General features: G+C 53.2%; 23 protein-coding genes and 1 other annotated feature. Of the genes, 21 read left to right on the top strand and 2 right to left on the bottom strand.

All coding sequences use genetic code 11. From position 1 onward, the window contains the following. The first annotated feature begins 106 nt into the window (after window positions 1–106). From V4U84_RS12875 to V4U84_RS12835, 9 genes are all read left to right on the top strand, one after another. Entirely contained in the window at window positions 107–442 is a 336-nt protein-coding gene (locus V4U84_RS12875; protein ID WP_334071891.1) for a YlmC/YmxH family sporulation protein, read from the top strand. 105 nt (window positions 443–547) lie between these two features. Next, window positions 548–1,399 (top strand): peptidoglycan editing factor PgeF, encoded by an 852-nt coding sequence (pgeF, locus tag V4U84_RS12870; RefSeq protein WP_334072068.1) that lies wholly within the window; start codon window positions 548–550, stop codon window positions 1,397–1,399. Between the two features lie 6 nt (window positions 1,400–1,405). After that, window positions 1,406–2,098, top strand: a complete 693-nt coding sequence (locus tag V4U84_RS12865; protein WP_334071890.1) for a YggS family pyridoxal phosphate-dependent enzyme — start codon at window positions 1,406–1,408, stop codon at window positions 2,096–2,098. Further along, entirely contained in the window at window positions 2,098–2,547 is a 450-nt protein-coding gene (locus V4U84_RS12860) for a cell division protein SepF (RefSeq protein ID WP_334071889.1), read from the top strand. Before V4U84_RS12865 ends, V4U84_RS12860 begins: the two co-directional genes overlap by 1 nt. Window positions 2,548–2,554: 7 nt before the next feature. Further along, complete coding sequence (locus V4U84_RS12855) at window positions 2,555–2,833, top strand: YggT family protein (RefSeq protein WP_334071888.1); 279 nt, start codon at window positions 2,555–2,557, stop codon at window positions 2,831–2,833. A gap of 8 nt (window positions 2,834–2,841) precedes the next feature. Beyond that, window positions 2,842–3,624: a YlmH family RNA-binding protein gene (locus V4U84_RS12850; protein ID WP_334071887.1), complete on the top strand. Its 783-nt coding sequence runs from the start codon at window positions 2,842–2,844 to the stop codon at window positions 3,622–3,624. A 102-nt stretch (window positions 3,625–3,726) separates the two neighbouring features. After that, entirely contained in the window at window positions 3,727–4,242 is a 516-nt protein-coding gene (locus tag V4U84_RS12845; RefSeq protein ID WP_334071886.1) for a DivIVA domain-containing protein, read from the top strand. Between the two features lie 78 nt (window positions 4,243–4,320). Beyond that, window positions 4,321–4,595 (top strand) — a binding site (T-box leader). A 60-nt stretch (window positions 4,596–4,655) separates the two neighbouring features. Beyond that, window positions 4,656–7,751, top strand: coding sequence for an isoleucine--tRNA ligase (gene ileS, locus V4U84_RS12840; protein WP_334071885.1), 3,096 nt, complete (start codon window positions 4,656–4,658; stop codon window positions 7,749–7,751). A 143-nt stretch (window positions 7,752–7,894) separates the two neighbouring features. After that, window positions 7,895–8,275 (top strand): DUF5665 domain-containing protein, encoded by a 381-nt coding sequence (locus V4U84_RS12835; protein WP_334071884.1) that lies wholly within the window; start codon window positions 7,895–7,897, stop codon window positions 8,273–8,275. Here V4U84_RS12835 and V4U84_RS12830 read toward each other — a convergent pair. Further along, the gene (locus V4U84_RS12830; RefSeq protein ID WP_334071883.1) at window positions 8,262–8,999 is read right to left on the bottom strand and encodes a TraR/DksA C4-type zinc finger protein; all 738 of its coding nucleotides are present in this window, start codon (window positions 8,997–8,999) and stop codon (window positions 8,262–8,264) included. The two genes, V4U84_RS12835 and V4U84_RS12830, sit on opposite strands and share 14 nt — an antisense overlap. A gap of 215 nt (window positions 9,000–9,214) precedes the next feature. Here V4U84_RS12830 and lspA point away from each other — a divergent pair, with 215 nt between their 5' ends. The 8 genes from lspA to V4U84_RS12790 all read left to right on the top strand — a co-directional run bounded on the left by lspA (window position 9,215) and on the right by V4U84_RS12790 (window position 15,959). Continuing rightward, window positions 9,215–9,679: a signal peptidase II gene (gene lspA / locus V4U84_RS12825; protein WP_334071882.1), complete on the top strand. Its 465-nt coding sequence runs from the start codon at window positions 9,215–9,217 to the stop codon at window positions 9,677–9,679. 32 nt (window positions 9,680–9,711) lie between these two features. Beyond that, a complete protein-coding gene (locus tag V4U84_RS12820) occupies window positions 9,712–10,659 on the top strand; it encodes an RluA family pseudouridine synthase (protein WP_334071881.1) in 948 nt (315 codons plus the stop codon). Window positions 10,660–10,848: 189 nt separating this feature from the next. After that, window positions 10,849–12,102, top strand: a complete 1,254-nt coding sequence (locus V4U84_RS12815; RefSeq protein ID WP_334071880.1) for an LL-diaminopimelate aminotransferase — start codon at window positions 10,849–10,851, stop codon at window positions 12,100–12,102. Window positions 12,103–12,324: 222 nt separating this feature from the next. Next, entirely contained in the window at window positions 12,325–13,239 is a 915-nt protein-coding gene (locus tag V4U84_RS12810; protein ID WP_334071879.1) for a decaprenyl-phosphate phosphoribosyltransferase, read from the top strand. A 30-nt stretch (window positions 13,240–13,269) separates the two neighbouring features. Further along, window positions 13,270–13,902 (top strand): HAD family hydrolase, encoded by a 633-nt coding sequence (locus V4U84_RS12805; protein ID WP_334071878.1) that lies wholly within the window; start codon window positions 13,270–13,272, stop codon window positions 13,900–13,902. Next, on the top strand, window positions 13,890–14,225 hold the full coding sequence (locus tag V4U84_RS12800; RefSeq protein ID WP_334071877.1) for an EamA family transporter: 336 nt from the start codon (window positions 13,890–13,892) through the stop codon (window positions 14,223–14,225). Before V4U84_RS12805 ends, V4U84_RS12800 begins: the two co-directional genes overlap by 13 nt. After that, on the top strand, window positions 14,212–14,532 hold the full coding sequence (locus V4U84_RS12795; RefSeq protein ID WP_334071876.1) for a DMT family transporter: 321 nt from the start codon (window positions 14,212–14,214) through the stop codon (window positions 14,530–14,532). The genes V4U84_RS12800 and V4U84_RS12795 overlap by 14 nt, the downstream gene beginning before the upstream one ends. Before the next feature lie 134 nt (window positions 14,533–14,666). Continuing rightward, complete coding sequence (locus V4U84_RS12790; RefSeq protein ID WP_334071875.1) at window positions 14,667–15,959, top strand: DUF6080 domain-containing protein; 1,293 nt, start codon at window positions 14,667–14,669, stop codon at window positions 15,957–15,959. An 84-nt stretch (window positions 15,960–16,043) separates the two neighbouring features. On the opposite strand, the gene V4U84_RS12785 is transcribed toward V4U84_RS12790, so the two are convergent. After that, the gene (locus tag V4U84_RS12785) at window positions 16,044–18,719 is read right to left on the bottom strand and encodes a YhgE/Pip domain-containing protein (RefSeq protein WP_334071874.1); all 2,676 of its coding nucleotides are present in this window, start codon (window positions 18,717–18,719) and stop codon (window positions 16,044–16,046) included. 574 nt (window positions 18,720–19,293) lie between these two features. Between V4U84_RS12785 and pyrR the strand changes: the two genes are divergently transcribed. The 4 genes from pyrR (at window position 19,294) to carA (ending at window position 23,551) form a co-directional block, all read left to right on the top strand. Beyond that, entirely contained in the window at window positions 19,294–19,857 is a 564-nt protein-coding gene (gene pyrR / locus V4U84_RS12780; RefSeq protein WP_334071873.1) for a bifunctional pyr operon transcriptional regulator/uracil phosphoribosyltransferase PyrR, read from the top strand. Next, a complete protein-coding gene (locus tag V4U84_RS12775; protein ID WP_334071872.1) occupies window positions 19,854–20,765 on the top strand; it encodes an aspartate carbamoyltransferase catalytic subunit in 912 nt (303 codons plus the stop codon). The genes pyrR and V4U84_RS12775 overlap by 4 nt, the downstream gene beginning before the upstream one ends. A 57-nt stretch (window positions 20,766–20,822) precedes the next feature. Then, window positions 20,823–22,112 (top strand): dihydroorotase, encoded by a 1,290-nt coding sequence (locus V4U84_RS12770; protein ID WP_334071871.1) that lies wholly within the window; start codon window positions 20,823–20,825, stop codon window positions 22,110–22,112. A 302-nt stretch (window positions 22,113–22,414) separates the two neighbouring features. Beyond that, window positions 22,415–23,551, top strand: a complete 1,137-nt coding sequence (gene carA, locus V4U84_RS12765; RefSeq protein WP_334071870.1) for a glutamine-hydrolyzing carbamoyl-phosphate synthase small subunit — start codon at window positions 22,415–22,417, stop codon at window positions 23,549–23,551.

The following is a 23,551-nucleotide window of genomic DNA, read 5'->3' as shown; positions in this document are numbered from 1 at the left end:
CTTTTTTATTTGCCGAATCGGTCCGGGGATATGTTTAATGTTTTGCGGTTTCGGATCATATAGTAAAGGGAGACAGGAAGGAAAGGGCGCTTGGGGGGCGATACGGATGAATAATGCGGTCAGGGCAAGCATGAAAATCTCGGATTTTCAAACGAAGGATGTTATCAATGTCGTGGACGGCAAACGTCTTGGACATATCAGCGACCTGGAGTTGGACCTGAGGCAGGGGATCATCGAAGCGATCGTCGTCCCGGCCAGTACTAAATTCCTTGGATTGTTCGGCGGCGGCAGTGATTTGATTATCCCCTGGAAAAACATCGTAAAAATCGGCTCCGACGTCGTCCTCGTCAAAATGGAGGAACTGCGCGAATCGCGGGAACCGGTATCCTATGAGACAACCGTGTATATCGATCGTGACGGCAGGGCCGAGCGCCGCGGGTAAACGAAAGCCATCCCTTTGTGGTACACTGGTAAAAGCGAGCCGCGAGCGAAGAAAGTTTGCTTGGGCTTTAAGGATGATGCGCAATACATCAGGGGGAGATGGATGATGGAGCCGTTTATTAGAAATCCTATATTGGACGCGCCTGAACGCTATGAACTTAAGGCATGGGAAAATCTCTTGCCGGAGCTTACCGCCGGGTTTACGGGACGCTCCGGCGGGGTCGGCCGCAGCCCATACGATAGCTTGAACCTCGCGCTTCATGTCGGAGATGAGGTTGAGGACGTCCTGGCTAACCGCCGCCGGCTGTCCGAAGCGTTAGGGTTTAAGCCTGAGGCGTGGACCTGCGGGGAACAGGTGCATGGAAGCGAAGTTGCAGTCGTCAAGGCAAAGGACCGGGGAAAAGGCAGTTTGAACCGGGAGGGTGCTTTTCAACATACGGACGGACTGGTTACGGATGAACCGGGGGTGCTTCTGACTTCTTTTTACGCCGATTGCGTACCGCTTTATTTCATGGACCCTGTCCGGCGCGTCGTCGGTCTGGCGCATGCCGGCTGGAAAGGGACGGTCGCCAGGATCGCCGTGGCCGTTATCGAGACCATGGAGCGCGAGTTCGGGAGCTCCCGGGGCGATATCCGGACCGCCATCGGCCCCAGCATCGGAGGCTGTTGTTATGAAGTGGATGATCGGGTCATGGTGAAAGTGCGGGAAGCGCTTGAAGCGGCGGGGGAGCCGGCCGGGGAGAGCCAAATCGCAGTCCCTTCTCCCCAGGAAGGCCGAATGATGCTGAACTTGAAAGAAATGAATCGAATTATTATGATAAAAGCAGGAATATTGCCGATGCATATCGAATGTACAAGTTGGTGTACAAGCTGCCGGAATGATGTGTTTTTCTCTTATCGGAAAGATGGGGGAGTCACCGGAAGGATGGCGAGCTGGGTTGGTTTGAAAGAGAGGTGATCCTTCTTGTCTATTCAGGAAGCGATACAGCATGTCAACGAAAGAATCGCGGCGGCCTGTGAACGCAGCGGCAGAAATGCCGGAGAGGTCCGTGTCATCGCCGTGACCAAGTATGTGTCCAGCGCTAAGACACGCGCCGTACTGGATGCGGGTATCCGTCATATCGGGGAGAACCGCCCGGGGGTGGCGGTGCCGAAATGGGAAGAGCTTGGCGGACAGGGCGTATGGCATTTCATCGGCCATCTTCAGAGCAGGAAGGTCAAGGAGATTGTCGGAAAATTTGAATATATCCACTCTTTGGATCGGGTGTCTCTGGCACTCGAGCTGGACAAGCGGGCAGCGGCAGCGGGGAGTGAAGTCAAAACATTCCTGCAGGTCAATGTCTCGGGCGAGGCTTCCAAACAGGGAGTCAAGCCGGAAGAGGCGGAAGATTTTCTTCGCGAGATCAGGGAGTTAAGCCATCTGAAAGTGGTCGGTTTGATGACGATGGCGCCTGAGGTGGAGGACCCCGAGCTTACCCGGCCTGTTTTCCGGGGCTTGCGGGAGTTGAGGGATCAATTGAACGCCAAAGGAGCTTGGAAGGAGCCGATCAAGGAATTGTCGATGGGGATGTCGGGTGATTTCGAAGTGGCGGTCGAAGAAGGGGCGACCTGGGTTCGCCTCGGTACTCTTTTAGTCGGGAAAGGGGAGGAGACATAATGGGAGTTATGAATCGGTTCATGAACTTCTTGGGCCTGCAGGAAGAGGAAGAAGTCGTGGAACGCGAAACGCTGCGCGGGCAGGATGAGCCGGAATATGAACCTCCGAGCTTCGAACCCCGCAAGAATCCTAGGGGAACCAATGTGGTAAGTATTCATTCGCAGAAGAACGTCAAGGTCATCCTATATGAACCTCGTTCTTATGATGAGGCGCAAGAAATCGCGGATCATCTGCGGTCCCACCGGAGTGTTGTCGTGAATTTGCAGCGGGTCCGCAACGACCAGGCGATGCGAATTATCGATTTTCTGAGCGGGACGATTTATGCCCTTAGCGGCAGTATTTCCAAGATCGGCGGAAACATCTTCCTCTGCACACCGGACACGGTGGAAATCCAGGGGTCGATTACCGAGATCCTGACCGAGGATTTCGATTACAACAAAATGAGGTGAAGGCAGCTTGGCGAGCCATACGATTGAGAGTATAGTACTGCTTCTGTACCAAATTTATTTTTATATGGTGCTCGTTTATATTTTGATGTCTTGGGTGCCTAACATCCGGGAGAGCTTCATTGGCGAGCTTCTGGGGAAACTGGTTGAGCCGTATCTGGCTCCGTTCCGGCGGTTTATCCCCCCATTAATGGGGATGATCGACTTTTCGCCCATCATCGCTTTATTCGTGCTCAGGCTGGCGGCCTTCGGTTTGATCAGTGTGCTGAATTATATCTTTGCCGGGTGACGTAAGCTATGCGAACAGACATCTACGAACATTTCAAGCCGGAGGAACGCCCGTTTGTCGACCGGGCGTGGGAGTGGGTCGTCCATGCCGGGGATTATCATGAAGTCAAGCTGAGCGACTTCCTGGATCCGCGGCAAAGTTATATTTTGCAGACGCTCGTGAACCGCCATCCGGATGCCGGAATAAGATTGGACGGCGGTTATGAAGGAGCGGAGCGAAGACGCGCGCTGGTCGGGCCGGACTACCGGGACCTGGAAAGCGAAGATATGGGGATGAAGGTGCTCGGCATCTCTTCCAATGATCAGAAGCTGTCTTCCTTACAGCACGGGGATTACCTGGGGGCGATTCTGGGGCTCGGGCTCAAACGGGATAAAGTCGGTGATATCCATGTGCGCGAAGACGGATGCCATGTGATCGTCGCGGAGGAAATCGTCCCCTTTTTGAGCCTGAATTTGCATCAGGTGCACCGGGTTAGCGTTATGACCGATATTTTGGAGCTGGACGCCCTGAAGACGAGCGAGCCTGAGCTGGAGCCGCTGGATCTCACGGTGGCTTCTTTACGTTTGGACGGCATCGTCAGCGACGTTTATCGGCTAAGCCGCAGCAAAATTCTGGTGCCGATTAAGGCGGGGCGTTGCCGGGTAAACTGGAGAACGGAAGAAGATCCTTCCAAACTGTTGAAAGAAGGCGATGTCGTAGCTCTGCAAGGCTTTGGCCGCTTCAAGGTATTGGAGTGCGGGGGCGTGACAAAAAGTGGGAGGCACCGTGTCAAAGTCGGTAAATTTGTGTGAAGACTTTGCAGGAGATCGGCAATTCCTGTCGAATTTAACTACCTACGATTGAGAAGCAGCTTCCCGCAAGGGAAGGTTCGAATACATTAGGAGGTGCGGATCATGCCATTAACCCCGCTGGATATACATAACAAGGAGTTTTCTAGACGCTTACGCGGCTATGATGAAGATGAAGTCAATGAATTCCTTGATCAGGTCATCAAGGATTACGAGATCGTGATCCGGGAGAATAAAGAACTTCATAATCAACTGCTTGCGCTCCAGGAGAAATTGGATCATTTCGCCAATATCGAGGAAACGCTCAGCAAGACGATTATCGTGGCTCAGGAAGCGGCTGACGAAGTGAAGAATAACGCGAAGAAGGAAGCGCAGTTGATCGTGAAGGAAGCCGAGAAGAACGCGGACCGGATCGTCAACGAATCGCTGGCCAAATCGCGTAGAATCGCCATGGAGGTCGAGGAACTGAAGAAGCAGGCCTCGATTTACAGAGCACGGTTCCGCACACTGGTGGAGGCACAGCTGGATTTGCTCAGCCAGGAAGGCTGGGAATCGCTGGACAGCACCCGGGATCGCTCCTTCGAGCAAGAGCAGAGCCGAGAGGTCAAAGAAATTTATTAAGCCTAGTCCGGGTTGACATGACCCGCGATCATACGTTATAAATATTATCATACATGACTGGCTGATGCCGGTCCCACATATGATTCAATGATGGGAAGCAGTACGCGGCGATTTTGTTCCCCAGAGAGTTGGCACCTTCGCTGAAAGCCAATGTCCAAGACGCTGACGGAAGATCCTCCCGGAGAAGCCTGGCTGAATTTCCCGAGTGGAAAGCGTAAGCTATGCCGGCCGCCGACCGTTACACCGGCCCCATATGAAGCGTATGGGATCAAAGTGTCACGCGTAACGGGATTAAATCGGGTCTTGGCGTGTGAAACAAGGGTGGTAACGCGAGCGTAAGTCTCGTCCCTTTTGGGGCGAGGCTTTTTTTGTTTCACTTTATGATTTGAAGAGAAAGGAAGTCGAAGAAAGACATGAAAAAAGTCGACGTCAAAGAGCAAGCACGGACACGGGATCTGCGGATTCTGAACAAATGGAGCAGTGAGAATACGTTCAAGCGCAGTATTGAAAACCGGGAAGGGCGGCCGAACTACGTATTTTTTGAAGGCCCTCCGACGGCCAACGGTATGCCGCATATCGGGCATGTGCTCGGCCGGGTGATCAAGGACTTCGTCGGCCGCTATCAGACGATGAAAGGTTATCGCGTCGTCCGGAAAGCCGGGTGGGATACCCACGGACTGCCGGTGGAACTCGGCGTGGAGAAGGAGCTGGGCATCTCCGGGAAGCAGGAGATCGAGAATTACGGGATCGAGGCGTTCGTTAAAAAATGCAAAGCGAGCGTTTTTGGCTACGAGAAGCAGTGGCGGGAATTTACCGAGGCGATCGCCTACTGGACGGATCTCGACGATCCATACATTACGCTGGATAATAAGTATATCGAGAGCGTGTGGAACATTCTGGCTACGATTCATGACAAGGGACTGCTGTACAAAGGCCACCGGGTCAGCCCGTACTGCCCGTGTTGTCAGACTTCGCTCAGTTCGCACGAGGTGGCCCAAGGATACGAAGATGTCAAGGATTTAAGTGCGACCGCCAAATTCAAGCTGGATGGGACGGGAGAGTATGTACTGGCCTGGACGACCACGCCTTGGACGCTGCCGGCCCACGTGGCGCTGGCGGTAAATCCCGAGATGGAATACGCCAGAGTGAAGCAGGAGGACGGTGTCTATATCGTCGCCAAGAACCTGGTGGAAAAGGTGATGAAGGGCGACTACAGCGTCGAATCGACCCTGAAAGGTTCCGAGTTGGTCGGAAAAACCTATGCCTCCCCGTTTAGCTATATCCAGGCGGAAAAAGTGAACGTCATCGTCGGCGCTTCGTTCGTCACCGATGCGAGCGGGACCGGGATCGTGCATATGGCACCGGCTCACGGGGAAGACGATTACCGCACTTGCAAGGAGAACGGCATCAGCTTTGTCAGCGTCGTGAATGGGCAAGGCCGTTATACGGAGACGGTGACCGATTTTGCCGGCCGTTTCGTTAAGGATTGCGATCTGGATATCGTAAAAGCCCTCTCGGAAAAAGGGCTGCTGTACAGCAAAGAGAAATACGAGCACAGTTACCCGTTCTGCTGGCGCTGTAAGTCGCCGCTGCTCTACTACGCGATGGACAGCTGGTTTATCGCGACGACGGCGGTGAAAGACCAACTGATCGCCAATAACAATTCGGTGACCTGGTACCCTGGACACGTTCGTGAAGGGCGTTTCGGCAAGTTCCTGGAGGAACTGGTGGACTGGAATATCAGCCGGAACCGCTATTGGGGCACACCGCTGAACGTATGGGTGTGCAAGGACTGCGGCGGTCAGTTCGCGCCGCACAGCATTGCCGAACTGCGGGCCAAAGCGGTCGGCGAAGTCAGCGAAGAGTTGGAGCTGCACAAACCTTATGTGGATGAAGTCCGCGTGAGCTGCCCGCACTGCGAGGGCGGTGTCATGGAGCGGACGAGCGAAGTGATCGACGTTTGGTTCGACAGCGGCTCGATGCCGTTCGCGCAGCACCATTACCCGTTCGAGAACGAAAAAACGTTTGAAGAGCAGTTCCCGGCGGATATGATCTGCGAGGGGATCGACCAGACCCGCGGCTGGTTCTACAGTCTGCTGGCCGTTTCGACGCTGTTTACGGGCAAAGCCCCTTACAAAGCGGTCATCGCCACAGGGCATGTATTGGACGAGAACGGGCAAAAAATGTCCAAATCCAAAGGCAACGTCATCGACCCTTGGGACATCATCAACGAATTCGGCACCGACGCGTTCCGCTGGGCTCTGCTTTCCGACAGCGCTCCTTGGAACAGCAAACGCTTCTCCAAGGGGATCGTAGCGGAAGCGAAGTCCAAGGTGATCGATACCTTGGTCAACACGCACGCGTTCCTGACTCTGTATGCGAGCATTGACGGTTATAAACCGGAAGAGCATGCGTTCCGCCTATCCGAGAACAAGCTGGACCGCTGGATTTTGTCCCGGCTTAACAGCTTGATCGGATCGGTTGATAAAGGGCTGGCGGTCAACGACTTTGTTAACACCTCGAGAGCGATCGAAGGCTTTATCGACGAACTCAGCAACTGGTATATCCGCCGTTCGCGCGACCGTTTCTGGGGCAGCGGCCTTGGCGAGGATAAAATTTCCGCCTATCAAACCCTGGTGCATGTGCTGTTGACGCTGGCCAAACTGATGGCTCCGTTCACGCCGATGCTGTCCGAGGATATCTTTACGAATCTGGGCGGAGGAGAAAGCGTGCATTTGGCGGATTATCCGCAGGCGGACGAAGCTTTGATCGACAAGGCTCTGGAGGCGGACATGGAAAGCGCGCGGCAAATCGTCGAACTGGCCCGCAACGTACGCAACGAAACGGGCATCAAAACGCGCCAGCCGCTGTCGAGTCTGATCGTGTCGATGGACCGGGAATTCGCGGTTTCCGAATACGAGGAAATCATCAAGGACGAAATCAACGTGAAGGCGATTGAAATCGAGTCGAGCGACAGCGGGTTTGTCGACTTTACGCTGAAGCTGAACCTCAAGGTTGCCGGGAAGAAATACGGGAAGAACGTCGGTTTTCTGCAGGGCTTCCTTAAAGGGCTGCCGGCGGGTGAAACCCGTAAGATCGTGGAGAACGGCGGGGTGAACGTGACTTCCCCTGAAGGCGAAGAACTTCATGTGAGCGTGGATGAACTACTTGTCGAGAAACAGGCGAAAGCCGGTTTTGCGTCCGCCTCGGGTTACGGACTTACCGTGGCACTGAACACCGATATCACACCGGAGCTTGCTCAAGAAGGTTGGGTTCGCGAAGTGGTCCGCGCCGTTCAGGATACTCGTAAAAAACTGGACTTGCCGATTGAAAAAAGAGTGCATTTGACGCTTGAAGTGGATGAGGAGCTGAAAGCGGCCATCCAGGCTTTCGAAAACGTGCTGAGGGATAATGTCCTGATTACGGATGTGGCTTTTGAAAGCTTGAACGGACGGGGAGAAACCATCGACCTGGGAAGCAAACAGATCGGGGTTCTTATTAAAGATTAAGGACCGGTTCTTTAAATAGTATGACGCCGCCACCAGGCGGCCATACTAGAAATAACCAAGAGAAACGAGCTTGGGTGGGCATGCTTCCTAACTTTAGGGAAGGAGCCCGTCTTGGCTCGTTTCATTTTGCCCGGAGGTGCCGCATGAAGCGTCGCAAGGCAAAGAACGAGGAGCGGCCGCAGCCGGCCGATAAATTGGAGAATAGCGGGACCGTTCCCGGACAGACCGCCGAAGAACAGATCGGCGCCATGTACCGGCTAACGCTAGAGTGGACGAGGCAACTCGAAAAATCCAGAATTGCCGAATACACCGCGCTGCTCAATCGGCCATGGCGCCTTCTCCTGCTGAATCTGCTATCCGGAACGGCACGCGGGGTCGGGATTGCGATCGGGTTTACTTTTTTTGCCGCCACAATCATCTACGTCCTGCAAGTGCTGGGGGCGCTCAACCTGCCGATCATCGGCGATTACATCGCCGATATCGTTCGGATCGTGCAAAGGCAGTTGGAACTCAATACCTATTAGACCCGGTCCCGAGCGAGTCCTCGCTCTCCAGATGTTTCGTTGCTTGCATATGCTTGCGGTACACGCCGTTGCGGTAGAAGACGGCGTTTTCGCCGTAAATGTCCGTAGCGACAAACGATTCGTATGGCTCGACAAATCCTTCCAGTTCCTCGGAGGCCTCGATCTCCATATCATTGTAGTCGTCGATTTCATTGTCTTCGGCCAGTGCGGGAGAATTGGAGGTACCGAAACTCTCGACAATCTGCCAGGCGTCCTCCCCATCAAAGCCGTTCTGATCGTCGCGTTCATCCAGGCTGGTCCGGCCGAACGGCGGGTTGAGGAACACCTCTTCCACCGGTCTGGAGGCGGAAACGAAAGACTGGGGGCTGTCTTTTTGGCAATAGGCCGTTTCGGGCAACGCCTTTAGCCGTTCGAAGCTGATCGGTTCGCCGCAGGTTTGGCAGTAGCCATACCGCCCCTCGGCCATTCGGTTCAAGGCATCTTCAATCCGGTAAAGCAACAGTTCATTATGCTCGTTAAGCGCCAAATCTTTACCGCGTTCAAACATTTCCGTTCCGACATCGGCGGGATGGTTGTCGATCGGGGACAATTCACTGGTATTGTCCCGCAGTGAGCCGCGAAGACTATAATGATCCTTGTCCACCAGCAGGTGATAAGCATCCTCCCGGGCGGCCTCCAGATCCGCTTTTAGTTCAGCCAACTGCTGGGGTGTCAAATGAGACATGGCCTGATCTCCTTTCCGTAGTTCCGTAAAACAATGTAGGGAAATAAGAACGTACAGGTATTTTGTGCAGAACCATGACGTTTTACCTAAGGAAAATCCTATCGCTCATGGACGGGGGAATTGCGGCTGTGCTACAATATACAAGTCCTGAATGTGGTTAATTCTGCCCTGGAACTTCAGCCGGCAGCCAACGAAAAAACGAGGTGACTTTCCGCGTGATCTATTTTTTGCTTGCTTTTATTCTGTTTTTAATCGACCAAGGAACGAAATATTTAATTGCCGTCAACCTGACCATCGGGGATCAAATTCCGGTGATCGGCAATTTTTTTCTGATTACATCCCATCGGAATACCGGAGCCGCCTTTGGCATTTTGGAAGGAAAGCGGTGGTTCTTCGTCACGATCACCGTTATCGTGGTGGCGGGGATTATTTGGTATTTGAATAAGGTGAAATCCTCGGGCAACAAGTTGCTGCCTACCGCGCTCTCGCTCGTTTTGGGCGGAGCCGTCGGCAATTTTCTGGACCGGGCGGTTGCCGGAGAGGTTGTCGATTTCCTGCAATTTAACTTCGGCACATACACATTTCCGATTTTCAATGTGGCGGACTCCTGTATCGTGATCGGAGTGGCCTTGATCGTGCTGGATTCCATCCTGGAAATGCGCCGGGAAAAACGTAAGTAGGCCGAGAGCAAACAGGAGGAGCAGAAACAAGTATGACGGAAGAAATATCGCAGTTTGATATGGATGAAGGTGTATTGGAATGGACAGCGGATGACGAGTCCGCCAAAGACCGGCTTGACAAATATGTGAAATCCCAGATGGGCGAGGATACTTCGCGCAGCCAGATTCAGTTGTGGATCGAAAATGGAGATATTACCGTAAACGGTTCGCCGGTTAAGGCGAATTATAAAATCGCAGCGGGTGATCTCATTGTGCTTCAGATTCCGGAAGCGGAAACAACCGAAATTGCTCCGGAGGATATTCCTTTAGAGGTATACTACGAGGATAGCGATGTCATTGTGGTCAATAAGAAGCGGGGGATGGTCGTCCATCCGGCGCCGGGCCATGCCACGGGAACGCTGGTCAACGCGTTGATGTACCATTGCAGAGACCTTTCCGGGATCAACGGTGAATTGCGGCCGGGAATTGTACACCGGATCGATAAAGATACCTCGGGCCTCTTGATGGCCGCCAAAAATGACAAGGCGCACGCATCTCTGGCCGCCCAGTTGAAGGAGCATTCGGTGACCCGTAAATATTATGCTCTGGTGCACGGAAACGTCGCGCATGATCAAGGAACCGTGGACGCGCCGATCGGACGCGACCCGCATGACCGCAAAATGTATACAGTGATCGAGCGCAACAGCAAACCCGCTGTCACGCATTTCCAGGTCACGGAACGTTTTGGCGACTACACGCTGTTGGAGTTGAAGCTCGAAACGGGTCGCACCCACCAAATCCGGGTCCATATGAAATTTATCGGACACCCGCTTGTCGGTGATCCGTTATACGGACGCAGCAAGGGAATTAAAATGGCCGGCCAAGCCCTGCATGCCGCGGTCCTCGGATTCGTGCATCCGACGACCGGGGAATACCTGGAGTTCCAGGCTCCGATCCCGCAAGATATGGAGGATCTTCTTCATTCGCTGCGCAATAGATAGAGTATAAAGCATCTGCTTGTCTTCACCCTCAGGGGTGGAGCGGCAGGTGTTTTTTTTAATGTCAGAAAAACTGACTTCATTCTCGTAGCTAGGTTGAAAAGTACAAACGATCTGGTGATTAATCCATTCTCTAACAAGCACAAATCCCGCATATTTAAAAGGAGATTTCGAGAAGGAGATGGACTTTTCATGAGCGTCGAAACTTATCAGAGCACATACATCCAGCAGCAATTTGCAAACCGGATCGGCGGTGCCAACTACGGCAAAGACACCGCTATTTATAAATTCGAAAAAATCAAACGGGCTAAAGCGGCGGCCAAGAAAGATTTCCCCGACGTCGAGCTGATCGATATGGGCGTCGGCGAGCCGGACGAAATGGCGGATAGCGGCATCGTGGCCAAGCTGGCCGAGGAAGCGGCAAAACCGGAAAACCGTGGTTATGCGGATAACGGGATTTCCGAATTCAAGGAAGCGGCGGCGGCGTATCTCAAGGCCGTGTTCGGCGTGGAAGGCATCGATCCCGCTACGGAAATCGTGCATTCGATCGGGTCAAAACCGGCGTTGGCCATGCTACCATCCTGCTTCATCAATCCCGGTGACATCACGATTATGACGGTACCGGGGTACCCGATCCTTGGGACGCACACGAAATATTTGGGCGGGGAAGTATATACCGTTTCGCTGACGGAAGAGAACCATTTCCTGCCGGATTTGGCTTCGATCCCGGAAGAGGTGGCGCGGAAAGCGAAGCTACTTTATTTGAATTATCCGAATAATCCGACAGGAGCCAGCGCAACGGCGGAATTCTTTGCGGAAGTGGTGGAATGGGCCCGAAAATATGAGGTGATCGTAGTCCACGATGCTCCTTATGCCGCTTTAACCTATGACGGTTTGAAGCCGCTGAGCTTTCTGTCCGTCCCCGGGGCGAAGGATGTCGGAGTGGAGCTGCATTCCCTGTCCAAATCGTACAATATGACGGGCTGGAGAATCGGGTTTGTAGCCGGCAATCCGCTCATTGTCAAAGCGTTTAGCGATGTGAAGGACAATAACGACTCCGGACAGTTTATCGCGATCCAAAAGGCGGCCGCCTATGGTCTGGCCCATCCGGAGATTACCGAAAAGATCGCGGAAAAGTATTCCCGCCGTCACGATATGCTCGTCGGTGCATTGAATGAGCTGGGTTTCAAGGCCAAAAAGCCGCAGGGGTCTTTCTTTCTTTACGTAAAGGCGCCAAAGGGTGTTAAAGGCGGACCTTCCTTCGCCACGGCCGAAGATTTCTCGCAGTACCTGATCCGTGAGAAACTGATCTCTACGGTGCCTTGGGATGACGCGGGCAGCTTTGTTCGTTTCTCCGTAACCTTTATCGCCGGGGGCGAAGAAGAGGAAAAGCGGGTGATCGCAGAAATCCAACGGCGCCTGAGTGATGTGCCATTTGAATTTTAATGATTTGTATATAGCTTCAAACCTATAAGAGACCGGAAACGGTCTCTTTTTTGGCGTTCGCCGGATTCGGATTCCAAAATTTGCACTTTACAAAAAGTGCCAAGCAACCTATGATTAACTTTTTACGTTATTTGTATGGTGCAGTAAAGCCAGGTATGGAAAAAGAGTAGTCCAACTTGTTATGATAAAGTCGAAACGTTTTTTGAAAGGAGTTTATTGGAATTGCTATTCTCACGTACCAACTCTTCATCCTCGGGGTCTGCCGAAACCGGCAGTGTCGCCGCCGGTTTGCTGCGGCTGCTGCGTCCGAAGCAATGGACGAAAAATTTGCTGCTGTTTGCCGCGCTGCTGTTTTCCTTTGAGGAAATTCGCACGGAAACGATGATATCGACCGTTGCTGGATTTATTTTGTTCAGTCTGGTTGCGGGCTGCGTTTATATTTTGAATGATTATGTGGACCGGGAGAGGGATCGGCAGCATCCCGTGAAAAAAAATCGCCCGATCGCCTCGGGACAGGTAAATCCGGCACATGCGCTGCTGTTTGGCATCGTACTGCTTCTGCTGTCCGTGCTCACGGCCTTTTTCCTGAATCCGCTATTCGGTGTATTGTGCATCTTCTATTTCGTGCTGAACGTATTGTATTCGTTCGTGCTCAAGCATCTGGTCATTCTCGACGTCATGGCCATTGCCGCCGGGTTTGTGCTGCGCGCGATCGCAGGTGGGTTGCTGATTCATGTGCCTTTCACCCCATGGTTCCTGATTTGCGCCATGCTGCTGTCCCTGTTTCTTGCTATCGGCAAGCGCCGCCATGAGCTTACCCTGCTTGAGGGCAATACGGGATCTCATCGCAAGGTGCTCGATCATTATTCCGTCACGCTGCTGGATCAATTCAACACGATCGTCACGACGGCGACCATTATCAGTTATTCGCTGTTTACCTTTACGTCCGATCGCACCATTCACCTGATGTGGACAATTCCATTCGTCATCTATGGGATGTTCCGTTACTTGTATCTCATTCACATGAAAAATCAGGGGGGTTCGCCGGACCGGGTTCTATTTGAGGACAAGCCCATCCTGATTACCGTCATCCTGTACGTTATTAGCGTCATTTTTATTTTGGCCGTGTTTGAATGATCCCCGCGGCCGGAGCAAGGAGGACCAAGGTTGAAAAGTACGAAAGTAGCCATCTTTGATATTGATAAAACGATTATACGCAGCGACTCGATGTTCCAGTTTGTCCATTACGCGATTCGCCGCTATCCCGGATTGACGTGGCGGCTGCCCGTTATTGCGGTTCATACGGTTTTGTTCAAGGCGGGGCTTATGAGCGTGGAACAAGTCAAGCGCTCTTATTTCAAAGGCATCGAACGCATGTCCGAGGAGGACCTGGAGCATTTCTTTGACAGCCGCTTGCGAACGGCGATGTTCGGCGAGGCCGGCTCGGAGATGCAGCAGCGCAAGCAGGAGGGTTATCATGTGCTGCTGGTAACGGCGTCACCTTATGCCTACATGAAATATTTCCAAACGCTGCCCTGGGTGGATCATGTCATTGGCACGCAGCTTGTCCGCCAGGCCAACGGATATACGTGCAGAATTGAAGGAATGAACTGTAAGGGGGAGGAAAAGGTGCGCCGCATTCAGGCTTATCTGCAGGAACAGGACATGGTCATTGATTATGATCAATCCTGTGCCTATTCGGATTCCCTCTCCGATCTGCCTGTTATGAAGCTGGTCGCCAAGCGATACTTTATCAACAGACGCGTTCCGGGGATGGAGGAGCTGTCATGGGGGAAATAAGCGGGAAGGGGCGCCATACGGGCAAGCTGTTGATGCTGCTTTCCGCCTTCCTGACGGCAACGGGGCAGTTGTTCTGGAAATGGGGGCTGGAGAACTGGATCTACCTGGGGGCAGGTTTTTTGTGTTACGGTCTGGGAGCGGTTCTGATGATCAAGGCTTTTGCGCTGGAAAAGCTGTCTGTCGCATATCCGTTAATGTGTGCAAGTTACGTGTTTGCGCTTGTTTATGGGTATTTCTTGCTGGGCGAAGAGATTACACTGCAGAAGCTGGCCGCCGTCCTGCTTCTTGGAATCGGGGTGACGTTGACCAGTGTGGATCGATAGCTGGATGATCGCGGTGCTCATTGTAATGACGCTCTGCGGAGCACTGGGCGGGGCGGGGCTAAAAGCCTACTCGGGAAGCCTCAAACGGCTGCATGTCCTGCTCGGGCTAGGCTTCTATGGGATGGGTGCGCTGCTCAACATCGTGCTGCTGAAATTTCTGCCGCTGACCGTCGTCCTTCCTGCCAATGCCTTAACCTATGTGTGGACGCTCCTGATTGCGAAGTGGGCGTTCAAGGAAACGGTAGGACCGTTGCGCTGGCTTGGCGTCGCCTTCATAATGGGTGGTTTGTGTTTTTTGGTGTTTTAAATAAATTGAGGATTAAACGTTCGCCTTTGTGACCGGATTTCCACCTTCAGAAGAACATTTCACACGGCTGTCTTACACGTAAGTCAATAGTTCAACTTATTTAGAGAAAAGATGAAAAAACAGGATGTGAAACGATGAATTTTTTGGATTACATATTTGCCGATCGCAAAAACAATAGAACCGCGCTCTTGTTGTTTGCCGGGTTCGCCGTATTCTACGCCCTGATGAATGCTTCCTATGTGACGTATATTGCCGGGAACGCAGCTGTTGTCGGGGGCCACAGTCCGTTTAACACGAAGGAATTTCCGTTGAACTTGTTCAATTTTGACCCTTCGATGTACTATGGCGTGAACAGCTCATCCATCATTCACCCGCTGATCTCTTACCTGGCGGTAGCGCTAGGGGCGGGGGCGAAGCTGCTGGGAGGCAACTGGTTTTTCCTCCTATTACAGTCCTTCGTGAATGCAGGGTCGGTGATGCTCGTTTTCCTGTTCCTCAGCCGAAAGGCTAGGGGGCGGATCGTTTCGCTTCTGGTGACGCTGCTGTTCGGCTTTAGCTCGTACCTGATGTTTACGGCATTGATCCCGGACTCCTATCCGTATGTGCAGTTCGTCATTTTGTTCTCGATCTTGTATATGCAGTATGCTCGTGAACGGGAAGAAGTGCGCTATATGCCCAATGCCGCGCTGGCCGCCGTCAATTTCGGCTTAACCTCCACCAACATCGCGCCGTTCGCAGCCGGGTTGTTCTTTAACATGCGCGCGTGGCGCAGCCGAAATGGCTGGAAAAAATACTTGGGCATTATGGCAATGGCCGTTGGCATGGTCGCCGTATTGACCGTGATCCAATATTTTGCCTTTGGCGGACGCAGTTGGGTCAGCAATTGGCTGCTCGGCATTCAGAATGGAGGAACAAGTTATGCCGCGCCATTCCAGTTTGCCGCGCATTGGAAGGCATTGACTCTGCTGACCATCAACCCGATGCTTTCTCCCAAGGTCCATATGCTGGACCCGGGCATAGTGGCCATTGTCACCGATCTGTCGGTTCCCAATCCGCTTTATGCCCAGATCACGGGGATTTTCATTTTGCTGCTGGCGCTTGCCGGTTTCATTGCCGGGATTCGGGAGCGGGAAACATGGACGCTGGCTCCGTACATTTTGTTTGCGTTTTTGCTGCATATCATCGTAGGCTTTGGCCTGGCGGTATTCCAATACGACATGTACCTGTACGCGGGGCATTACCTGTTTGCGTTTTTCCTGCTGGCTGGCGGGTTCGTGATTCGACTTCGTCCGGGGCTGGGCAAAAAAGTGCTGATAGGCCTGCTCGCCTTAAGCGTGCTGGTGATGGCCGGGAACAATATCTATCGTCATATGGAGACATTGACAACGATCAAGGAATCGTATGCGCAGCTGCATACCGTACGGTAAGCCGGATCAGGTCAAGGCTGGAAAGCAAAAGCCATAAACCCGTTTCAAACGGATTTATGGCTTTTCATCTATCGAGCGTTCTGGTCAAGCGATAATTTTGGTTTTCTTGGCATTTTCGGCGGAACGTTTGGTCAGGCTGCTGAGCGGGCGTTTGAGCGCCAGGGCAATAATCAAACTGAGCGCGATGAAGATGCAGAGACACAGCACATCCTTGAGCGCGGTTTCCCATAAAATGCCCCCAACTGATTCGCGCAGCAGACTGATGGCGTACGTAAATGGCATGAACGGATTCAGTGCCTGAAAGAAAGGCGGAGTCATGCTGATCGGGAACGTTCCTCCCGAGCTGGAAAACTGGAACACCATGAAAATAATGGCGATGCCTTTGCCGATATTGCCAAACACGGAGAGCAGGGTGTACGTGATCGTGACGAACACAGCACTCACCAGCATGGCGAACAGTACAAACCATATTTTGTCCGCGACGTACGTTCCAAGGATCCAGATATCCCCGAGCGTAACGCAGACGGCCTGCAGCAATCCAATCGTCAGGAAGGTACCGAGCCGACCAAGATACAACTGGTATGCGCGGAAACTCCCATTCGGATTTTCGGCTTCGGCACGAAGCAGGGAGATGAGCAGGGTAGAGCCAACCCACAGGGACAATACACCGTAAAACGGTGACATGGCCGAGCCGTAATTTGGAATAGGATACAGCTGGTTTTCTTTGATTTGTACCGGACTGGCAAGAAAAGCGCTCTCGGCCTCAATGTCGCCCCGCAGCAGCCGTGCAAGCTCCGCAAAATGGTTGTCATTTTCCACTTCCCGCAGTTTGGCCGCTGCCTTCCGGATGGCATTCTCCAATTCGGGCAGATCGCTGCGCACCAGGTCGGCCACGCGTTTTACCCCTTTTTGTACCTCGGGAAGCTGATTTTGCACAAAATCGGAGGCTTTGCCAATCTGTTGTTCCGCGTGGGGCAGATCGTTCCTAACGAAATTAGAAACTGCATCCAGTTTTTCCTTGACCTTGGGCAGATCATTGCGGATCAACGGCGCCACCGTATTCAGCGCCTGAATAAAGGCGCTGCTTTTGTCCTGCAAGGTCTGCGAGAGATCGTGAACTTTGTCCTGAATTTGCGGCAGATCGCCTTGCAGCTTCGTCAATTCGCCCCGACCGAGCATAATGCCGTTTTTGGCCGATGCGAGAATGTCAGCAACATCCGGTATGGCATCTTGGGCGGCTTGGAGAGCCGAAGAAGAAACGGAAAGCATCGATTTTAAGTGATTGGCACCTTCGGCAAGCGCAGGGGCAATCACGCTATCATAAGTGCTCAGCACATTGCTGATTCCGCTGCTGATTTCTCGGGACAGTCCATGCAGCCGGGCGATCACGTCTTCGGGTGGAGTGGCATTGCTGCGCATGGCATCGCTGACGATTCCAACCAGACGGATTTGCAGTTGCAGCTTATCCGACAGGTCGTTCAGCTTGGAAATCTTGTTTCCCAGCGGGTGAGAAGGCAGGAAATCGTTGATTTTGCCAAGCAGCTCCGCCGTACTGTCCACGATTCGCACCGCGATTCCCAGACGGGAAGCAATCCGGTCCAGTTCATCAGGGGTAGGCAGCTTGCTCAAGTCGGTATTATGTAATCGTTCCAACACATCCCCGGCGGCATCGGTAATCTGCTGTACGAGCAGCAGATTTTGCCTGATCGACGGGCCGATTTGATTGAATGCCTCCTCGCTGGAAGCAATGAAGCGGGTAACCCCTTCCGTCAGTTCTTTCCCTTCTTCCGCGATCCGGGACACATTATCCAGATTCTGTTCGGCTGCGGAAACTATGTTCAGCGCTTTATCCGATTGATCCAGAGCAGCCTGGATCACTTCCGCTACCTTGCCAAAATGCTGGTCCACGTCCTGAATAAACTTGGCCGCCTTTTGAAGCTCAGGGATGCGTTCCTGGACCTTCAACACCTCCGAAGCGGCGGATTCAATCTGTGGCCAGTGCTGCTGCACTTTAAGGATGTTTTGCGCGGCTTCGTTGATTTCGGGCAGTCTTTGCTCAATCTCCACGATTTTTTGCGCTTCCTGAACGATGCCGGGCATCGCCTGATCCACTTCAATGATTTTTTGACCCAGACTTTGAATTTGGGGAAGGTTTTTTTCCAAGGTGAAAATCCCGGTTTCCATTTTGCGCAGCGTCGGAAGCTGTGCGTTGATTTCGACCCCGGCTTCCTTGAGCTTGGTCAGAACGGCTTCGCTGACCGCCTCCGTGAAGTTTTCGTTGATTTGGGTCGTAACTGCGGATACCCCCGAGCCCGTAATTTTGGGCGCGATGGCATTCACTTTTTGATTGACCGTATATACCACCTGTGGGCGCTCGAGCTTGCCGTCCACGATGCTTGTTATTTTAGAAGAAAAATCGTCCGGAATCAGCAGACTGGCGTAATATTTACCCGTCTGCACGCCCCGTGCGGCCTCTGCCCGATCCACGAAGACCCATCCCAGTTTATGGTTCTGCTTCAGACTGGAGATCAGCTCGTCTCCGATATTGATCGTTTTGCCAATTACGGTTGTCCCCTGGTCCTCGGAAGTGACCGCAATTTTGATTCCCTGGGTATTGCTGTAGGGGTCCCATACCGATTTAATGTTAACCCAGTCGTAAACTCCGGGGAGCAGAATAATGGCCGCAATCAGAAATATGCCCGTTGGCACCTTAAGAATGTGAAGCCAGTCCGTTTTGTAAATGTGCCAAATATTGCGCATACCTTCCTCCTCATCAATATGATCACACGTTTTTCTTACCCTGTTATATCGGATTTCATTCATCATACTTGTAGAGTCCTGTTTTAATCAAGAAAGTAAAGGGTTCATGTAGCCGGTTTTACATTTAGTGTGGATAAATATGCAGCATTAATGTATAATTATAAATAACAAATGAGCTGTGCTGGAAATGGATCCTTTTTAGCCGGGCTGCTGATTCTAAAGGAAACGCAGCAGAATCTTTTCGCCTGCGATGGTGAGGTGTTGACAGAGGGATGTCTTTCTGTCATAATTCATGAAGACAAACGGACATATTGAACCAAAGTGCCCCGTGAGGCACTGCAATATGACCGACATGAATAGCACCTTTAAATCAGTCCCGTGAGACTGGCAAGGTAACGTGAAGATCCATCGTTTATTGCTGCGGCAATAATATGACGATGCATCCCGAGAGTAAACGTTCTTCGGCATACGCTGAAGTTTGGAGACTCCTTGCCATCATCACCGGCAGGGAGTCTTTTTTGTTCTCTCGTCACGGGGCCATGATCTGAAGGGAAATCCTGAGGAGGCTGACGCAATGAGCACAGAGACACATATCATAATGGATGAAACGGCGATCCGCCGGGCATTAACGCGGATTGCCCACGAGATTCTGGAAAAAAATAAAGGAATTGAAGGCTGTGTGCTGATAGGCATTCGCACCCGAGGGGTACACCTCGCTGAACGGATTGCCGCCAAGATTGAAGAGATTGAAGGCGCCAAGGTCCCTTGGGGGGAACTGGATGTAACTCCTTACCGCGATGACCGCTCGGACCAGATCGGAGCACAGCGCGAGGAAATCCTCAAGATGAGGCCTGAGTCCCTGACCATTCACGACAAAAGGGTCGTTTTGTTTGATGATGTGCTGTACACCGGACGCACCATTCGCGCAGCGATGGACGCCCTGATGGACTGCGGGAGACCCCAGAGCATTCAACTGGCGGTACTCGCGGATCGCGGGCACCGGGAGCTGCCCATCCGCCCTGATTTTATCGGGAAAAACGTACCTACCTCCAAGTCGGAGCAGATCGAGGTAGCATTGAAGGAAACGGATGGGCAGGATGAAGTCAGGATCATTCAGCATCGGGGGGAGCAAGCATGATGATTGCGCAACCGGCATTGAAGGACCGCAGCTTGCTTGGACTCAAGGACCTCAGCGCTTCGGAAATCGGGTCGATTCTGAACCGCGCCGCTTACTGGGAAGGCAGAAGCGAGAAAGTTATTCCCGTGCTAAAAGATCGGTTTGTGGCCAACATGTTTTTTGAAAATAGTACGCGGACCCGGTTTTCTTTTGAAATGGCCGAAAAGCGGCTCGGGGCGCAGGTGCTGAACTTTGCGGCCGCCGCATCCAGCGTGGAGAAAGGCGAATCCATCTACGATACGGTACGCACGCTGGAATCGATGGGCATCGACGCCGGGGTCATCCGGCTAAAGCCGGTCGGCGTGCTGGCCGAACTGGCCAGCCGGGTCTCGGTGCCGCTCGTCAATGCGGGCGACGGCAATAATGAGCACCCGACCCAAGCGCTGCTCGATCTGTACACGATGCAGAAGCATTTCGGAGAACTGAAAGGGCTGAAAGTATCGATTATCGGCGACATTAAACACAGCCGTGTGGCCCGGTCCAATCTGTGGGCATTGCAAACCATGGGAGCGGAAGTCAAACTTTGCGCCCCGGAAAGTATGCAGGCTCCGGAGCTCGGCCGCTACGCTCCCTACGTACCGATGGATGAAGCGCTTTGCGCGGATGTCGTTATGATGCTGCGGGTACAATTGGAGCGCCATGCCGATGGGCTGCTGAAATCGCCGGACCAGTACCGGCTGCAGTACGGGCTGACGGAGGAGCGGGCCGCCAAGCTCGCCCCCCATGTCATCATCATGCATCCCGCCCCGGTCAACCGGAACGTCGAGATCGACGACGCCGTTGTCGAACACCCGCAGTCACGGATTTTTACGCAGATGGCGAACGGGGTGCCGATCCGCATGGCGGTCATGGAAAGAGCATTGAAATAGAGAAAAAAGACAAGTCACTTTCACAATAAATCGCACTGAAAACCGGAGGATTCATCCATGCAGCTAATTATAAAAAACGCAAGCGTTCTGAATGATGAAGGGCAGTTGGAGCTTAAGGACATAACGGTGAAGAACGGCGTGATCGTACAAATCAGCCCGTCGGCGGAGAACTCATCTGGGAGCGTGGCGGACGGCGCGCAGGTGCTGGATGCCGGCGGCAAACTGGTCACTCCAGGCTTTATCGATATGCACGTTCACCTTAGAGAGCCTGGCTTTGAACATAAGGAAACGATTGAAACCGGGTCTCGTTCCGCCGCGAAAGGCGGCTTCACGACGATCGCCTGTATGCCGAACACCCGGCCGGTGACGGATAATCCCGAGACCGTATCGCTCGTGCTGGAAAAAGCAAAGGAAGCCGGATTGGTACGCGTCCTCCCTTACGCCGCGATCACAAAGAGCGAACTGGGAAGGGAACTGACGGATTTTGCCGCATTGAAAGCGGCCGGAGCGATCGGTTTTACCGACGACGGCGTTGGGGTACAGAGCGCGCAAATGATGAAGGATGCCATGAATTTGGCCGCTTCGCTGAACATGCCGGTCATCGCGCACTGTGAGGATAATTCGCTGGTGGAGGGGGCCCCGGTAGCCGAAGGCGAATTCGCCAGACGGCACGGCCTGAAAGGGATTCCAAACGAGTCGGAAGCCATTCATGTCGGCCGCGATATCCTTCTGGCGGAAGCCACGGGGGTACACTACCATGTCTGCCATGTCAGCACGGAACAATCGATCCGGCTGATCCGCCAGGCCAAGCAAATTGGCATCAACGTTACGGCGGAGGTTTGTCCGCATCACTTGATTCTGGCCGAGGAAGACATCCCGGGATTGGATGCGAACTGGAAAATGAATCCGCCGCTCCGCTCGAGACGCGATGTGGAAGCTTGCATCGAAGCGCTGGAAGACGGAACGATCGATATTGTGGTAACGGATCACGCGCCGCATAGCGCGGAGGAGAAGGCCAAAGGCATGCAGTTGGCTCCGTTCGGCATCGTCGGCTTCGAGACGGCGTTCCCGCTGCTCTATACCAAGTTCGTCGCCGAAGGACGCTGGAGTCTGCAAATGCTGGTGAAGCGCATGACCGAAGATCCGGCCAGCGTGTTCGGTCTGGACACGGGACGGCTGGCTGTCGGCGCTCCCGCCGACTTGACGGTCGTCGACTTGGAGAAGGAGAAGGAAGTCGATCCCGAACAATTTGCCTCTAAAGGGCGCAACACCCCGTTCGGAGGTTGGAAGCTGAAAGGCTGGCCGGTTGCGACTGTCGTGGCCGGGAACGTGGTTTATCGCGAGTAGACATTTAAACATTAACGGGAAAACCTCCCGTTAATGTACCGCTCGTGGCCCCTGGAGCGGATTTAGCGGGAAGAACTCCATCTATTTCACGGCCCAATTGCCGATACACTCAATTTCGGGACGGATTAACGGGAGGTTTTCCAGCTAAATCGCCTCTGCAGCCGTATAGGCATCAAATTAACGGGAGGAAATCCCTTTAATTGAACCGAATCATTAGTCCCTTCACAACGCTGTCCAATTTTTGAAGATCATAATTTAACGTATATAGAACTTATAAAACAGACAAAAAGGAGTGCTGCAGGATGCAGGCAAGATTGTTATTGGAAGACGGCACGCTGTTTACCGGAACATCGTTCGGCGCGGAAGTCGAAAAAACCGGCGAGGTCGTCTTTAATACGGGAATTACAGGTTATCAGGAAGTATTGTCTGATCCTTCTTACTGCGGACAAATCGTTACGATGACTTACCCGCTGATCGGAAACTACGGCATTTCGCGGGATGATTTCGAGTCGATCGCCCCGTCGATCCACGGGTTCGTCGTCCGCCGGTATGAGCCGACGCCAAGCAACTGGCGGGCGCAGTACAACCTGGGCGACCTGTTGAAGGAATACGGTATCCCCGGAATCACGGGAATCGATACCCGGATGTTGACCCGGATTATCCGTCAGCACGGAACGATGAAGGGCGTGATCACCACCACCGACCGTTCGGTGTCCGAGCTCCTCTCGCTGATGGAGTCTACCAGCATCGACGAGCTGCGGAATCAGGTGGCCCGGACTTCAACCCGGCATATTTACAGCAGCCCGGGCTCGAAGGAGCGCGTCGTCCTCGTCGACTTTGGCGCGAAAAGCGGGATTCTCCGCGAATTGAACAAGCGGGACTGCGACGTGGTGATCGTGCCGCATGATACGACCGCCGACGAGATCCGCCGCCTCCACCCGGACGGCATTCAACTGTCCAACGGCCCCGGGGACCCGAAAGACGTTCCTTATGCCGCGAAGATGATCTCCGAACTGCTGGGCGAATATCCGATTTTCGGCATCTGCCTCGGGCACCAGCTACTCTCCTTGGCTTGCGGAGCCGATACGGAGAAGCTGAAATTCGGTCATCGCGGGGGGAACCATCCGGTCAAGGATCTGCAAACCGGCCGCTGCTACATCACATCGCAGAACCACGGTTATACGGTCAACGAAGCTTCCCTGGAGGGAACGGACCTCGTAGTCACGCATATCAATAACAACGACAAAACCGTTGAAGGCGTCAAACACGTCAAATACCCGGCATTTTCGGTGCAGTACCATCCGGAAGCGGCGCCCGGACCTTATGACAACAGCTACCTGTTCGACCACTTCATCGAGATGATCAGAGAACACAAGCGGTTGAACCCGCAAAAACCGCGCCAGGCGGAATTGATGGCCGCAGCGAAAGGAGCCCAGTAA

Origin of the sequence: Paenibacillus sanfengchensis, from assembly GCF_036864765.1 — a bacterium.
GTDB classification, from domain to species: Bacteria; Bacillota; Bacilli; order Paenibacillales; family Paenibacillaceae; genus Fontibacillus; species Fontibacillus sanfengchensis.
Note: the sequence above shows the minus strand (reverse complement) of the source record. Positions and strands in the feature narration are given on the sequence as shown.